Annotated in this window: 18 protein-coding genes; 12 read left to right on the top strand and 6 right to left on the bottom strand. The window is 70.0% G+C overall.

Going from position 1 to position 14669, the window contains the following annotated elements:
- Positions 1–126: 126 nt before the first annotated feature.
- Positions 127–495: a DUF488 domain-containing protein gene (locus P2L57_RS27375; RefSeq protein ID WP_275818753.1), complete on the bottom strand. Its 369-nt coding sequence runs from the start codon at positions 493–495 to the stop codon at positions 127–129.
- Positions 496–935: 440 nt separating this feature from the next.
- Here P2L57_RS27375 and P2L57_RS27370 point away from each other — a divergent pair, with 440 nt between their 5' ends.
- Complete coding sequence (locus P2L57_RS27370) at positions 936–2156, top strand: argininosuccinate synthase (protein ID WP_275818752.1); 1221 nt, start codon at positions 936–938, stop codon at positions 2154–2156.
- Complete coding sequence (argH, locus tag P2L57_RS27365; RefSeq protein ID WP_275818751.1) at positions 2153–3577, top strand: argininosuccinate lyase; 1425 nt, start codon at positions 2153–2155, stop codon at positions 3575–3577. The genes P2L57_RS27370 and argH overlap by 4 nt, the downstream gene beginning before the upstream one ends.
- Before the next feature lie 90 nt (positions 3578–3667).
- On the opposite strand, the gene P2L57_RS40905 is transcribed toward argH, so the two are convergent.
- Positions 3668–4093 (bottom strand): nuclear transport factor 2 family protein, encoded by a 426-nt coding sequence (locus P2L57_RS40905; protein WP_372515951.1) that lies wholly within the window; start codon positions 4091–4093, stop codon positions 3668–3670.
- 48 nt (positions 4094–4141) lie between these two features.
- Here P2L57_RS40905 and P2L57_RS40900 point away from each other — a divergent pair, with 48 nt between their 5' ends.
- The 3 genes from P2L57_RS40900 to P2L57_RS27350 are packed head-to-tail and all read left to right on the top strand — an operon-like array spanning position 4142 to position 6535.
- Positions 4142–4405, top strand: a complete 264-nt coding sequence (locus tag P2L57_RS40900) for an SbtR family transcriptional regulator (protein ID WP_372515949.1) — start codon at positions 4142–4144, stop codon at positions 4403–4405.
- Positions 4406–4439: 34 nt separating this feature from the next.
- Positions 4440–4988, top strand: a complete 549-nt coding sequence (locus P2L57_RS27355; protein WP_275818749.1) for a TetR/AcrR family transcriptional regulator — start codon at positions 4440–4442, stop codon at positions 4986–4988.
- The gene (locus tag P2L57_RS27350) at positions 4985–6535 is read left to right on the top strand and encodes an MFS transporter (protein WP_275818748.1); all 1551 of its coding nucleotides are present in this window, start codon (positions 4985–4987) and stop codon (positions 6533–6535) included. Before P2L57_RS27355 ends, P2L57_RS27350 begins: the two co-directional genes overlap by 4 nt.
- A 275-nt stretch (positions 6536–6810) precedes the next feature.
- On the opposite strand, the gene P2L57_RS27345 is transcribed toward P2L57_RS27350, so the two are convergent.
- On the bottom strand, positions 6811–7494 hold the full coding sequence (locus P2L57_RS27345; protein ID WP_275818747.1) for a lysophospholipid acyltransferase family protein: 684 nt from the start codon (positions 7492–7494) through the stop codon (positions 6811–6813).
- A 230-nt stretch (positions 7495–7724) separates the two neighbouring features.
- On the opposite strand from P2L57_RS27345, the gene P2L57_RS27340 reads away from it, so the two are divergent.
- Entirely contained in the window at positions 7725–8234 is a 510-nt protein-coding gene (locus P2L57_RS27340) for a sigma-70 RNA polymerase sigma factor region 4 domain-containing protein (protein WP_275818746.1), read from the top strand.
- Positions 8235–8455: 221 nt separating this feature from the next.
- A complete protein-coding gene (locus P2L57_RS27335) occupies positions 8456–8974 on the top strand; it encodes a GNAT family N-acetyltransferase (RefSeq protein WP_275818745.1) in 519 nt (172 codons plus the stop codon).
- Positions 8975–8987: 13 nt separating this feature from the next.
- On the opposite strand, the gene P2L57_RS27330 is transcribed toward P2L57_RS27335, so the two are convergent.
- Both P2L57_RS27330 and P2L57_RS27325 read right to left on the bottom strand, forming a co-directional pair.
- Positions 8988–9434 (bottom strand): hypothetical protein, encoded by a 447-nt coding sequence (locus P2L57_RS27330; RefSeq protein WP_275818744.1) that lies wholly within the window; start codon positions 9432–9434, stop codon positions 8988–8990.
- Positions 9427–9795, bottom strand: a complete 369-nt coding sequence (locus P2L57_RS27325) for a hypothetical protein (RefSeq protein WP_275818743.1) — start codon at positions 9793–9795, stop codon at positions 9427–9429. The genes P2L57_RS27330 and P2L57_RS27325 overlap by 8 nt, the downstream gene beginning before the upstream one ends.
- Positions 9796–9911: 116 nt before the next feature.
- Here P2L57_RS27325 and P2L57_RS27320 point away from each other — a divergent pair, with 116 nt between their 5' ends.
- The 5 genes from P2L57_RS27320 (at position 9912) to P2L57_RS27300 (ending at position 13782) form a co-directional block, all read left to right on the top strand.
- Positions 9912–10565, top strand: coding sequence for an HAD-IA family hydrolase (locus P2L57_RS27320; protein ID WP_275818742.1), 654 nt, complete (start codon positions 9912–9914; stop codon positions 10563–10565).
- Positions 10566–10831: 266 nt separating this feature from the next.
- Entirely contained in the window at positions 10832–10963 is a 132-nt protein-coding gene (locus P2L57_RS27315; RefSeq protein WP_275818741.1) for a hypothetical protein, read from the top strand.
- 105 nt (positions 10964–11068) lie between these two features.
- Positions 11069–12127 carry a methionine ABC transporter ATP-binding protein gene (locus P2L57_RS27310; protein WP_275818740.1) on the top strand — a complete coding sequence of 353 codons (1059 nt, stop codon included), beginning with the start codon at positions 11069–11071 and terminating at the stop codon, positions 12125–12127.
- A complete protein-coding gene (locus P2L57_RS27305) occupies positions 12124–12801 on the top strand; it encodes a methionine ABC transporter permease (RefSeq protein ID WP_275818739.1) in 678 nt (225 codons plus the stop codon). Before P2L57_RS27310 ends, P2L57_RS27305 begins: the two co-directional genes overlap by 4 nt.
- Before the next feature lie 126 nt (positions 12802–12927).
- Positions 12928–13782, top strand: a complete 855-nt coding sequence (locus P2L57_RS27300) for a MetQ/NlpA family ABC transporter substrate-binding protein (protein ID WP_275818738.1) — start codon at positions 12928–12930, stop codon at positions 13780–13782.
- Between the two features lie 31 nt (positions 13783–13813).
- Here the strand turns inward: P2L57_RS27300 and P2L57_RS27295 are convergent, their stop codons facing one another.
- Positions 13814–14584, bottom strand: coding sequence for a class I SAM-dependent methyltransferase (locus tag P2L57_RS27295; protein ID WP_275818737.1), 771 nt, complete (start codon positions 14582–14584; stop codon positions 13814–13816).
- Between the last annotated feature and the right edge of the window lie 85 nt (positions 14585–14669).

Genomic DNA, 14669 nt, shown 5'->3' with positions numbered 1-14669 from the left:
CCATGGCGGTACCGCCGAGGTTCGCAGCCGCCCGGGTGAGACGGTCTTCACGCTGCGGCTGCCGCACAGCGAGGGGCCTGCGGCGCGGGACTGACCGGGCGACACCGCGGGGGATTCCAGGGACCCCTACTCGCGGGTGCGCTTGAGCACCTCGGCGAGCACCGGTGCCTGCGACTGTTCGACGCTCTTGGTCGCGGTCAGCAGCGTCAGCGGCCCCTTCGCCGCGAGATCCCGCAGGTGGCGCACCGCCGCCCGGTGCTCGGGGTCGGTCAGCTCGTCCCGGTAACGCCTGCGGAACTCCTCGTACCGCTCGGGCTCATGGCCGTACCACCGGCGCAGCCCGGTTGACGGAGCCACGTCCTTCGCCCACTCGTCGAGCCCCGCACGGTCCTTGGCCAGCCCCCGCGGCCAGACCCGATCGACCAGCACCCGGGTCCCGTCCTCGACCCGCGGCTCGTCATACACCCGCCGCACCCGCACATCACGCTTGGCCATATCGGCACGGTAACGCGCATGGCGCACGGCCGCCTGGGCTGCGGTGGGTTCGGCGCCGCCGCGCCGTGGGGGTTGCTCGCCGCTGCGGCGGCTTTCCTTTTGGGGCTTCGCCCCGAACCCCAGGGTGCCCACAGCCAGGGGGCAGCCCGAAACCCCGGGGGTTGCCGGGGCTCGCCCCGGCACCTGATCCCGCCGCGGCGGCGAGCGGCCACAGCGACGGGGTCCGGCGGCGCCAAACCCCTGGCAACCGCCGGGGGGATGAGGGGCGAAGCCCCCGCACTCGTGCCCAGAGGCCCAGGGGGAGCCCTCTGGAGCACCCGACCCCGCGCGGGAGGCGCGCCGCATTGATTTTCCATGCGGGCTCCTGCATACTTATGCCAAGCACCGCATGGATGTCCTCTGGATGCCCTGCCCCACCTGCACTGTGAATGGAGAAAGCCGTGACTGAGCGCGTCGTACTCGCCTATTCCGGCGGCCTGGACACCTCCGTCTGCATCGGCTGGATCGCCGAGGAGACCGGCGCCGAGGTCATCGCCGTCGCCGTCGACGTCGGCCAGGGTGGCGAGGACCTGGACGTCATCCGCAAGCGGGCGCTGGCCTGCGGAGCGGTCGAGGCCGAGGTCGCCGACGCGAAGGACGAGTTCGCCGACGAGTACTGTCTCCCGGCGATCAAGGCCAATGCGCTGTACATGGACCGGTACCCGCTGGTGTCCGCGCTGTCCCGGCCGACGATCGTCAAGCACCTGGTGGCCGCCGCCAAGAAGCACGGCGCCGACACCGTCGCCCACGGCTGCACCGGCAAGGGCAACGACCAGGTGCGGTTCGAGGCCGGCATCTCCTCCCTCGCGCCCGATCTGAAGTGCATCGCCCCGGTGCGGGACTACGCGATGACCCGGGACAAGGCGATCGCCTTCGCCGAGAAGGCGGGCCTGCCGATCGCCACCACCAAGAAGTCCCCGTACTCCATCGACCAGAACGTCTTCGGCCGGGCCGTTGAGACCGGGTTCCTGGAGGACATCTGGAACGCGCCGATCGAGGACGTCTACGACTACACCGAGAACCCGGCGACCCCGCGCGACCCCGACGAGGTGATCATCACCTTCAAGCACGGTGTCCCGGTCGCCATCGACGGCAAGCCGGTCAGCGTCCTGCAGGCCATCCAGCAGCTCAACGAGCGGGCCGGTGCGCACGGGATCGGCCGGATCGACATGGTCGAGGACCGGCTGGTCGGCATCAAGTCCCGGGAGGTCTACGAGGCCCCCGGCGCCATCGCCCTGATCACCGCCCACCAGGAGCTGGAGAACGTCACCGTCGAGCGGGAACTCGCCCGCTACAAGCGGCAGGTGGAGCAGCGGTGGGGCGAACTGGTCTACGACGGCCTGTGGTTCTCCCCGCTCAAGCGGGCGCTGGACGGCTTCATCAACGAGGCCAACGAGCACGTCTCCGGAGACATCCGGATGACCCTGCACGGTGGCCGGGCGGTCGTCACCGGTCGGCGGTCCGAGGCGTCGCTGTACGACTTCAACCTCGCCACGTACGACACCGGCGACACCTTCGACCAGTCGCTGTCCAAGGGCTTCATCGAACTGTTCGGCATGTCCTCGAAGATCGCCGCACAGCGTGATCTGCGGGCTTCGCACGACCTGGACCTCACCCCGTGAGCGAGAAGAACGACGTACGGCTGTGGGGCGGCCGGTTCGCGGACGGACCGGCCGACGCCCTCGCCAAGCTCTCCGCCTCCGTCCACTTCGACTGGCGGCTGGCCCCGTACGACATCGCGGGCTCCCGGGCGCACGCCCGGGTGCTGCACAAGGCCGGGCTGCTGACCGCGGACGAACTGGAGCGGATGCTCGTCGGCCTCGACGAGCTCGAAGTCGATGTGGCGGACGGTTCCTTCACCGGGACCATCGCCGACGAGGACGTGCACACCGCGCTGGAGCGCGGTCTGCTGGAGCGGCTCGGCCCGGAACTCGGCGGCAAGCTGCGAGCCGGGCGGTCCCGCAACGACCAGGTCGCCACGCTCTTCCGGATGTACCTGCGGGACCACGCGCGGATCATCGGCGGCCTGATCACCGATCTGCAGCAGGTCCTCGTCGGACTGGCCACGGCGCACCCCGACGTCGCCATGCCGGGCCGTACGCATCTCCAGCACGCCCAGCCGGTGCTGTTCGCGCACCACATGCTCGCGCATGTGCAGGCGCTCTCCCGGGACGCGGAGCGGCTGCGGCAGTGGGACGAGCGCACGGCCGTCTCCCCGTACGGATCGGGGGCACTGGCCGGATCGTCGCTCGGCCTGGACCCGGAGGCGGTCGCCGCCGACCTGGGCTTCGAGCACGGGTCGGCCGCCAACTCCATCGACGGCACCGCGTCACGGGACTTCGTCGCCGAGTTCGCCTTCATCACGGCGATGATCGGGGTGGATCTGTCGCGGATCGCGGAGGAGGTCATCATCTGGAACACGAAGGAGTTCTCCTTCGTCACACTCCACGACGCCTTCTCCACCGGCTCCTCGATCATGCCGCAGAAGAAGAACCCGGACATCGCCGAACTGGCGCGCGGCAAGTCGGGCCGCCTGATCGGCAATCTGACCGGGCTGCTGGCGACCTTGAAGGCGCTTCCGCTCGCGTACAACCGGGATCTGCAGGAGGACAAGGAGCCGGTCTTCGACTCCTGCGACCAACTGGAGATCCTGCTCCCGGCGTTCACCGGCATGATGGAGACCCTCACCATCAACCGCGAGCGCATGGAGGAACTCGCTCCGGCGGGCTTCTCGTTGGCGACCGATGTCGCCGAGTGGCTGGTCAAGCAGGGTGTGCCGTTCCGCGTCGCCCACGAGGTGGCCGGCGAGTGCGTCAAGGTCTGCGAGGCCGAGGGCATCGAGCTGGACGAGTTGACGGACGACCAGTTCGCCGCGATCTCCGAGCACCTGACCCCCGAGGTGCGCGGCGTACTGAGCGTCCACGGCGCCCTCGCCGCCCGAAACGGCCGCGGCGGTACGGCACCCTCGGCGGTCGCCGCACAACTCGCCGAGGTTCGGGAGGACCTGGCGGTCCAGCGCACCTGGGCCAACGCCAAGAACTGAACCGCCGCGACGGCCCGGCCACCTCGCCACAGGTGGCCGGGCCGCTGTGCGTCGCGGCCGGTCAGGCAGGGGTTTCCCGCCGAACGGGTGCTACTCGGCGGACAGCGCGGAGACCACTTCCGGCAGGTTCCCCAACGCCTCGGCGAGCACCAGGTGGTTGTGGTAGTCGCGGGAGGAGACGATCTTCCCGTCCCGCACCCTGAGGACGATGACGTTGGCCCCGCGGAAGCTGCGGCCGGTGGTGGTGATCCGGCCCTTGTAGTCGTACTCGGCGACGATCACCTCAGGGTCGGCGGTCTCGTGGATGACGACGTTCTGCGCGCGCAGCTCCCACGGCCTGTCGACGGCGCCGCCGAAGTGGGTGCGCAGTGTCTCGCGCCCCACAAGGCGCAACGGCTTCGGTATCGCGAAGAGGACCTCCACCACGGCGTCCTCCGCGTAGAGGTCCGGAAGCTGGTCCGGTTCCCGTTTGGTGATGCCGTCCGGCAGGCGTTCGAACACCTGGCGCGGGGTCATGGTCTGCGGCATGTCGAGTCGGCGGCGAAGATCGCCTTCGCGGATGCGGTGGCCGTGGCCGGGATCGATGTGCGTCGCATCGCGGAACCCGCTGGCCGGGAACTGCTGGAGGCGCTTGGTGTGCTGCTCCAGCGGGGGCAGGATGCTGATGTCGTACGGCGGGATGCGGCGGTCCCCGAGGTGCACGCCCTGCTGGTCGGCGTCTCCCGGGCGGCGGAGCTCGCCGGGTGGGACAAGGGGGTGCGGGACCGCTCGCTCGCCATCGTCTTCGATGGTCTGCGCCCATCCGGGAGTCACGATCATCTAAATTGAGACAACTGTGTCTCACGTGGGCTATCCTGGTCTCATGACCTTCGATCGTGAACAGGTCCTGCGTGACGCCGCCGCGCTGCTGACCCGTAAGGCCACCGCCTCGATGGACGAGATCGCCAAGGCGGCCGGGGTCAGCCGGGCCACTTTGCACCGGCACTTCCCCGGCCGCGACGCGTTGGTCAGGGCGCTCGGCGCGCTCGGGATCGAGCAGTTGGCGGAGCGGCTGGACGCCGCCCGTATCGAGGAGGGCGACCCGGTCGAGGCGGTACGACGGCTGATCGAGGAGGCCATGCCGGTCTCCGGATTCCTGGCCTTCCTCTACGGGGAGAACCAGCTCTACGCGGTCGAGGAACTGGACGAGGGCTGGGCGCGGATCGACAAGCGGGTCTCCGCGCTGTTCCGCCGCGGCCAGGAGCAGGGCCTGTTCCGGTACGACCTGAGTCCCGCCTGGCTGTGTGAGGCGCTGTACGCGCTGATCGCCGCCTCCGGCTGGTCCGTGCAGGACGGCAAGGTGGCGTCGCGCGACTCGGCGCGCATGGTCGGCGAGCTGATGCTCGGTGGGATGCTGCGGGGGCGGTCATGACCTCGGACCTGTCCGTGGACGCACCGGCCGCCGCCACATCGCAGCGGCCGCACCCCGCGCGCTGGTGGGCGCTCGCGGTACTGACGCTGGCCCTGCTGCTGGTCGCGGTGGACGCGACGGTGCTGGGGCTGGCGATGCCGTTCCTCAGCGAGCAACTGCGGCCGTCCTCCACCGAGTTGCTGTGGATCGGCGATGTCTACTCCTTCGTCATCGCCGGACTGCTGGTCTCCATGGGTGGTCTCGGGGACCGTATCGGCCGGAAGAAGCTGCTGCTCTGCGGCGCCGCCGCGTTCGGTGCGCTCTCGATGCTCGCCGCCTACGCCACCAGCCCCGGCATGCTGATGGCCGCCCGGGCTCTGATGGGGGTCGCGGGTGCGACGCTGATGCCGTCGACCCTGGCGCTGATCCGGAACCTGTTCAGCGATCCGCGTGAACGCAGTTTCGCGATCGGCGTGTGGGGGTCCGCTTCGATGGCGGGCGCCGCCGCGGGGCCGGTGGTGGGAGGCTTCCTGCTGGAGCACTTCTGGTGGGGTTCGGTCTTCCTGATCAACATCCCGGTGATGGCGGTGCTTGTCCTCTTCGGTGCCAAGCTGCTTCCGGAATCGCGCAATCCGGCGCCCGGGCCGTGGGACATGCTCAGTGTGCTGCTGTCGCTGGTCGGTATGGTCGGCATCATCTACGCGGTCAAGGAGACCGCCGCCTACGGCGTCGGTCTGGGCCACATGGCGGCCGGTGCGGCCGGACTGCTGTGCGTCGCCGCGTTCGTACGGCGCCAACTGACCATCCCGACACCGCTGTTGGACATGCGGCTGTTCCGCGACCGCGGGTTGAGCGCATCGGTGCTGGCCGACCTGCTCACCGTGCTCGGCATGTCCGGCCTGGTGTTCTTCCTTTCCCAGTTCCTCCAACTCGTGCAGGGACGTTCGCCCTTGCAGGCCGGACTGGCGGAGATACCGGCCACCGTGGGCGCCGTGGTCACCGGCCTTCTGGCGGGCAAGGCGGCCCGCCGCTACTCGGTACGCACCGTGGTCGCAGGAGGCCTCGCGGCCATCGGGGTGGCACTGGCGGCGCTGGTGCTGCTCACTCCGGACAGCGGCTATCCGCTGGTGGGCGCGGTGCTGCTGATCGTCGGAATCGGCGCGGGATTCTCGTTCACGGTCACCGCCGACGTGATCCTGTCCTGCGTACCGCAGGAGAACGCGGGCGCCGCCTCGGCGGTTTCCGAGACGGCGTACGAACTCGGCGCGGCGCTCGGCATCGCTTTCCTGGGGTCGATCGTGACCAGCCGGTACGCGGGCGTCGTCATCCCCGACGGGGTACCGGCGGACGCGGCCGAGCAGGCCCGGCAGTCACTGCCGGGAGCGATGGAAGCGGCGACGGCGCTGCCCATGGAAACCGGGGACGCGCTGCGGATCGCCGCACAGAGCGCGTTCACCGGTGGGCTGCGGATGGCCTCGGCGGTCGGCGCGGTCGTGTTGCTGATCGCTGCCGCTTGGGCGTGGCGCATGCTGCGGGGACAGTCGCTTGCGGATCCGGCCGGATCCTGAGCGACGGATGCCCGTTCGGGCTGATCCCGGTCCACGGCCTGCGGCCCGTCCGGCGACCCCCGCCGGGTGCGGGGAGTTCGGCACCGCCGGACCACGCCGCGGCGGTTGCTCGCCGCCGCGGCGGATTTTGCGGCTGCGCCGCCGGTAGCAGTTCTCCGCCGCGATGGCGAGCAACCCCGATGATGGAGCCCGGCGGTGCCACATCCACCGCAACCCGACACGGATCCACCGGACAGACCGAACGCGGGCGCGGCGCCCAGCCGTCGAGCTGGCGGCTAAGCCGCCGAAGGCTGAGCCGCCTTCGCCTTGGTCGCGTAGACGTCCACGTACTCCTGACCGGACAGCCGCATCACATGGCTCATCACCTCGTCGGTGACGGCGCGCAGCACATAGCGGTCCCGGTCCATGCCCTCGTACCGGGCGAAGCCCAGCGGCTCGCCGAACCGGACCGTGACCTGGGTGATGCGCGGAAGGCCCGCACCGCCGGGCTGCACCCGGTCGGTGCCGATCGTGGCGCACGGCACCACCGGCGCGCCGGTCATCAGCGCCAGCCGGGCCACACCGGTGCGGCCCCGGTACAGACGGCCGTCGGGGGAGCGGGTGCCCTCCGGGTAGATACCGAAGGCCTTGCCCTCGTCCAGGACCCGCTTTCCGGTCATCAGCGCCGCGACCCCGCCGTTCGCACCGTCGCGGTCCACCGGGATCATGCCCGCGGTGGTGAAGAACCACGCCATCAGCCGACCCTTGATGCCCCGCCCGGTGACGTACTCGTCCTTGCCGATGAAGTACACCGGACGCTTGACCACGAGCGACAGGAACAGCGAGTCGATGAAGGTCAGGTGGTTCCCGGCGAGGATCACACCACCGCTCTCCGGGATGTTCTCCACGCCCTCCACCCGTGGGCGGAACAGGACGCGCATCAGCAAGGTGAGCAGCGCCTTGAGCAGAATGCGGGACAACGGGCCCTCCGGTCGGGGTCAGCCGATAAGGAAAAGAAGTGCGCGGAACAGCCCCCGCGTCACTCCTGACGGGGACGATACTCGCGGCTACTGACGAGTTCCACGCCAGGTTCACCCACTTGGTACGCACAGTTGACAAGCGGAGGCGAAACCATTCGCTGCACCCCCCGTGCGGGTGATCTCGGCGTAACACGGCAAGTGCGTGCCGAATGCTGGGCATCACCCCTGACATGGCGCCGATCCTCGACGTGATCAACATGTTCGCCCCGCTGCTGGCCGCCGAGGCCGCCGCGGAGGCGGGCCCCGCGGGGGTGGACCCCGCGGACCTCGAACAGGCCGTCTGGCTGCGGCTTTTGGAGCGCGGCCGGGCGCCCGCCGACAGCGCGGGGTGGCTACGGGACGCCGTCCGCCGCGAGGCGCGCCGCGCCCGGCGCAGGACGCGGCGCGAGCTCCCGTACGGGCCGGGGCACTTGGCGGCCGAGCCCGCGGTGGAGCGCCAGGCGCTGGACGCCGAGCTCGGCCGCTCTCTGCGTGGGGTCATCCGGAAGCTGCCGGGCCGCTGCCCGGAGTTGTTATCCGCACTGTTGTCCCGTTCCGACCCCACTTACCGAGAAATTTCCCGGGAGTTGGGAATCTCACAGGGCAGTCTCGGCCCGCTGCGCTCGCGTTGCCTCGGCTGTCTGCGTGCCCGGCTCGGATCGGAGGTTGAAGGGGCGCAACTACGGGGTAAGGAGCGGTAAACAGTCGGCGACAGGGCGCTTCTGACGTGTCCGGAGTAGGACCCGAACTGGAACAGAGGTGGGCATACCGCTCGCGCTCGCCTTCCGGACGACTGTGCGATCATCGGCGCCACGGAGGCGGGGTAAACCCACGCCGCCTCTGACAACCAGGGCACTCATCCCGGACGTACACCCTCACCCAAACCCGCGTCCGGGAGAACACAAAGGGGAGGCCTGCGCACATGGGCATGAGCGTGACCATCTCTACGGCGGTCGAGGACGACGCCGAGAAGATCCTCAAACTCCAGTACCTCTGCTACCAGAGGGAGGCCGAGCTGTACGGCGACTACGGCATCGAGCCGCTGACCCAGACCCTCGACGCGCTGCGCGCCGAACTCGGTGAGGGCTGCGTGCTGGTGGCCAGGCTCGGCGAGGAGGTCGTCGGCTCGGTGCGCGGCACGGTCGACGCCGACGGGACCGCTCGGATAGCCAAGCTGATCGTCCACCCCCGGATGCAGCGGCACGGCCTGGGCGGCCGGCTGCTGCGCGCCATCGAGGAGCGGCTCGCCGCCGAGCGCGAGGCCAAGAGGTTCCAGCTGTTCACCGGTCACCGCAGCGAGGGCAATCTGCGCCTGTACCGCCGACTCGGCTACGCCCAGACCGGTACCGAGCAGATCAACCGCCGACTGAGCCTGGTCACCATGGAAAAGCCGGTCAGCAGCGCGCCCGCCGCGGCGTCGTCGTTCGCCGCCAGCGCCTGACCGTTGCCCGCCACTACGCCTGGGGCTGCCCCGCCGTGCTCACGCGCTGCGGGGCAGCCTTGCGCAGCCACAGCATCCCGGTCACCGGCAGCACGAGCGGAATGAAGAGGTAGCCCATCCCGTAGTAGGACCACACGGTCTGGTCCGGGAACGCCGAGGTGTCGGCGATGGTCAGCGTTCCGACGGCGAGCACCCCTGCCAACTCGACCGCACAGCAGACCATCGCCAGTCGGCGGGCCGACTCTCCGCCGCGCACCAGCGCCACCGTGATGAACGCGTAGACCACCGCGGCCACCGCGGACAGCACATACGCCAGCGGCGCCTGGTGGAACTGCGCGATCAACTGGTAGAGCGAACGCGAACCGGCGGCGACGGTGAACACCGCGTACAGGGAGACGATGAGCCGCCCCGGGCCCTCGCCGATCTTCCGCCGCTTCTCCTTGGGTTGGCTCTCAGCCATGCCCGCCTCCCCAGATGTCGAACAGCCGCACCTGGAGCACGGCCAGAATCACCCCGCCCGCCGTAACCGTCGCCGATCCCCAGCGGGTGCGCTCCAGCAGCGACATGAAGCCCGCCGCCGGGATGGCCAGCGCCGCGCCCGCCAGATAGGCGACGAAGACCACCGTCCCCTTGTCGGGCTTGTGCCCGCCGGTCAACTCCACGATGCCGACCACCAGTTGGGCCAGCGCAAGGACGGACACCGCAGCCATGCCGATGAAGTGCCAGTCCTTGGTGGACTGGTCGCGGGCGGTGGCGTACCCGCACCACGCGGCGAGCAGCAGCGCGGCGGCCGTGACCGCCACGGTGAGCGCGCCGATCACCGGACGCCCCGCGCAACGGGACGGACCGGACAGGGGTGTACGAGCATGCGGTGACTCTATTACGGGACGAAAGGCCGGATGCGGCGCCCCCACCCGGCCACGTAGGGTCGCGGATCATGAGCCCCTCGCACTTCCGCACCGATGCGCTGCTGTTCGACATGGACGGGACCCTGGTCTCCTCGCTGGAGTCGGTCGTCCGCTGCTGGACCCGGTGGGCGCGAGAGTACGGGATCACCGCCGAGCGGTTCGCCCGGGTCCAGCTGCACGGGCGTCCGGCGGCCGAGATCATCGCCGAGTTGCTGCCCGCCGAGCGGGTCCAGCAGGCGCTTGCCCGGATCGAGGAGCTCGAAGTCCAGGATGTGGACGGCCTGGTCGTGCTGCCCGGAACCTTCGCGCTGCTCCGCTCGCTGCCCGCCGAACGGTGGGCGGTGGTGACCTCGGCCACCCGGCGGCTGGCCGAGGCGCGGCTGGCGGCGGCCGGGATCGCTCCCGGACTGCTGGTCAGCGCCGGGGACATACGGCGCGGCAAGCCCGACCCGGAGCCGTTCCTGCTGGCGGCCGAGAAGCTGGGATACCTGCCAGGGCGGTGCACGGTCTTCGAGGACGCGCCCGCGGGGCTGCAGGCGGGCCGGGCGGCGGGTATGCGCACGGTGGCGTTGACCACAACCCATGACCGCTCGGAGCTGGACGCCGATCTGCTGGTCAAGGACCTGTCGCAGGTGTCCGCGCAGGTAGACGCCGCAGGCGTGGCGCTGCGCGTCGGCGGCTGACCACCCCGCCAGTTGTCCGTATGGCGGACAACGCGACCGGAATGCGGAATGATCGGCTGGCGTCTGGTTTACTGGGGCGCATGACGACGACGAACAGCCGCAGCCGCGCGACCGAGGCGATGACGCCCGGTGTTCGTCGTATGTGTCGAATGTGCGAACTCTGAGGGCCCCTGCCTGAGCCTCGCGCCCCGAAGCGAGCGACATCCCCTACCCGACAGAGCAGAGCAGCGTCCGCATCCGGACCACTCCCGCACCACGGACACCTGATGACTTCTCCAGTGCCCCGAGCCTTCGGCATGGCCCGCGCCACCGCCGGAAGCCGTCGCGTGCGCCTGGCGGCGATCGAACGCTGCCGGCTCGCCCACGACCCGCAGCCGCCCGGCACGCACTGCCGCTGACCCCATCGCCGCCCGGCACACCGGGCCGCACCCTGCCGTAATCCGAGACGGAACACCCGTACGTGACGGCCATCCCGCCATGTACTCGACAGTGACGGAAACCCAGTGATCACCACCACGGGCCTGAGGAAGGTCTACCACTCACGAGGCCGTGAGACAGCCGCTCTCGACGGCGTCGATCTACACGTCCGCGAGGGCGAGGTGTACGGCGTCGTCGGCCGCAGCGGCGCCGGGAAGAGCACCCTGATCCGCTGCGTCAACATGCTGGAGCGCCCGACCTCCGGCACCGTTGAGGTCGCCGGAACGGACCTCACCGCGCTGGCCGGGCGCTCCCGGCGCGCCAACGCGGCGCTGCGGGCCGCCCGCAGCCAGATCGGCATGGTCTTCCAGCACTTCAACCTGCTGTCGGCGCGCACCGTGCAGGACAATGTCGAACTGCCGCTGGAGATCCTCGGCGTCTCCGGACAGGAGCGTTCCCGCAAGGCGCTTGAGCTGCTGGACCTGGTGGGTCTGACCGACAAGGCCAAGGCCTACCCGGCGCAGCTGTCCGGCGGCCAGAAGCAGCGGGTCGGCATCGCCCGCGCGCTGGCGGGCGACCCCAAGGTGCTGCTGTCCGACGAGGCCACCTCGGCGCTCGACCCGGAGACCACCCGGTCGATCCTGCAGCTGCTGCGCGACCTCAACCAGCAGCTGGGGCTGACCGTCCTGCTGATCACGCACGAGATGGACGTCGTCAAGGCGGTCTGCGACTCGGCCGCGCTGATGAAGGGAGGCCGGGTCGTGGAGTCCGGCACCGTCACGGAACTGCTGGCCACCCCGGGGTCCGAACTCGCCCAGGAACTCTTCCCGGTCGGCGGGGAGCCCTCCGAGGAGGGCCGCACGGTCGTCGACCTCACCTTCCACGGTGAGGCCGCCACCCAGCCGGTCATCTCCCAGCTGTCGCGTACGTACAACATCGACATCTCGATCCTCGGCGCGGCGATGGAGACCATCGGCGGCCGCCAGATCGGCCGGATGCGGATCGAACTGCCGGGCCGCTTCGAGGAGAACGTGGTGCCGATCGGATTCCTGCGCGAGAAGGGCCTGCAGGTCGACGTGGCACCGGTGGGCGCCGCCGCCGGGCGGAAGGCGGACAGCACGCTGGTCAAGGAGGCCGCGAAGTGACCTGGGACGAGTTGCAGCCCATGCTGCTGCCCGCGTGTTGGGACACCCTCTACATGGTGCTCTGGTCCGCGGCGATCGCGGTGGTCGTGGGACTGCCCCTCGGCGTCCTGCTGGTGCTCACCGACAGCGGCGGGCTGCTGCGGAACACGGCGGTCAACAAGGTCGTCGGGGCGATCGTGAACGTCGGTCGGTCGCTGCCGTTCATCATCCTGATGGTCGCGCTCATCCCCTTCACCCGGTACGTGATCGGTACCAGCATCGGTGCCGAGGCGGCGATCGTGCCGCTGGCGGTGGGTGCCATCCCGTTCTTCGCCCGCCTCGTCGAGACCGCGATACGCGAGGTCGACCACGGGCTGGTGGAGGCGGTGCAGTCGATGGGCGGCAGCACCTGGACGGTCGTCCGCAAGGTGCTGCTGCCGGAGTCGCTGCCCTCGCTGGTGTCCGGGCTGACCACCACCGCGGTGGCCCTGGTCGGCTACACGGCGATGGCGGGCGCGGTCGGCGCGGGCGGTCTGGGCGACCTGGCGATCCGCTACGGCTACCAGCGCTTCGAGACCAACGTCATGTTGATCACCCTGGTCATCCTGGTCGTCCTGGTCACCGTCATCCAGCTGCTCGGCGACTTCACCGCGCGGGCGCTCGCCCGCCGCGGCAAGCGGGCTTCGGGGGCCTAGCCCCCGAGTTCATGGGGGGACGAGGGCGAAGCCCTCACAGAAAGCCAGGGGTTCGGGGCGAAGTCCCCGAAGTCCTACCGCTGTACCGGAAATCGGGCCCAGCGCCCACAACGAAAGGCACTTTTCGTGCGTACCGTAACCAAGTTCACCACCTCCCTCCTCGCTGCCGGAGCGCTCGCGTTCGGCGCCACCGCCTGCGCCTCCTCCTCCGGGGGTTCGACCGCCCAGCAGAAGGGCACCGACGCCCCGCTGATCGTGGCCGCCAGCCCGACGCCGCACGCCAAGATCCTGGACTTCGTTCGGGACAACCTGGCCGCGAAGGCCGGACTGAAGCTGGAGGTCAAGGAGTTCACCGACTACGTCCTGCCGAACACCGCCACCGAGAACGGTGACGTCGGCGCGAACTTCTTCCAGCACAAGCCCTACCTCGACGACTTCAACAAGAAGAACGGCACCCACATCGTGCCGGTCGCCAACGTCGAGCTGGAGCCGCTGGGTCTGTACTCGCACAAGGCGAAGTCGGTCAAGGACATCAAGGACGGCGCCACCGTCGCCGTCCCGAACGACACCACCAACGAGGGCCGCGCCTTCAAGCTGCTCGCGGCGAACGGGCTGGTCACCCTCAAGCCGGGCACCGGCAACGACGCCACCCCGGCGGCCGTCGCCGACAACCCCAAGCACCTGAAGTTCAAGGAGCTCGAGGCCGCCCAACTGCCGCGCTCCCTCGACGACGTGGACGCCGCGATCATCAACGGCAACTACGCCATCGGCGACAACCTCGACCCGGCCAAGGACGCGCTGGTGCTGGAGAAGGCGGAGGGCAACCCCTACGCCAACTTCCTCGCGGTCAAGCAGGGCAACCAGAACGACCCGCGGGTCCAGAAGCTCGCCAAGCTGCTCAACTCGGACGAGGTCAAGCAGTACATCGAGAAGACCTTCAAGGGCGCGGTGGTCCCGGCCTTCGGCCAGCCCACCGCCTGAGGCGCGCCACCGGCGGCCGTAGCGTTCGTCGCTACGGCCGCCAGTGCAGCCAGTACACGTCCGTGGTGTACGGCATCTCCAGCCGCTCTTCACCACGGGTCACACCCTGCCGCTTGAGCAGTTCCACGGCCTGCGCCCGCACCTGCTCCTGCTCGGCCTCGCCCAGCACCACGATGTGGCTGGACGACATCATCCGCTCCACCACGTCCGCCACCGTCGTCGAGTGCGGATTCGGCCAGTGCCGCTCCCGTAGCTCGGACCAGCCGGGGCGGCCGGTGAACGCCTCCCGCCAGCTGTCGTCCAGCGGGCTGGGCAGATCGCGCGGCGCGCAGCGGAAGTAGATGTCCTGGAAGTCGCGCACCCACGGCACCGAAGTGTCGTAGGTGTTCCACACCAGCCCCAGCGCACCGCCGGGCCGCAGCAGCCGCTCCACCTCGGCGAGTGCCTGGCCGCTGGAGAACCAGTGCCAGGACTGCGCGGCCACCACCGCGTCCGCACAGCCGTCCGCCAGACCGGTGGACTCCGCCGTGCCGGCCGTCACCGCCACCCCCGGCAGCAGCTCCGCCAGCCGTTCACGCATCTGCGCGACCGGCTCCACCGCGATCACCTCGGCACCGGTCAGCGCCAGCAGACGGGTGAACTTACCCGTACCAGCGCCGAGATCGACGACCGTGCGCCCGGCGTGCAGGGGCAGCGCGTCCGCCAGTTCCGCGAGCGACGCCATGGGGTAGGACGGCCGGGACCGTTCGTAGCCGCCCGCCGAACGCTGGTAACCGATTCCTGCTGCGTGGTGGATCGTCACGCGGGCAGACGGTAGCAGGAGAGAGTGACAGGAGAGGGGACGGGCGGGGTACGCACCGTTCCCCGAAGGCCCTTTGGACCAGCGG

The sequence above is a fragment of the Streptantibioticus ferralitis genome (genome assembly GCF_029223525.1).
GTDB lineage: Bacteria > Actinomycetota > Actinomycetes > Streptomycetales > Streptomycetaceae > Streptantibioticus_A > Streptantibioticus_A ferralitis.
This window is presented reverse-complemented; position numbering and strand designations above follow the sequence as displayed.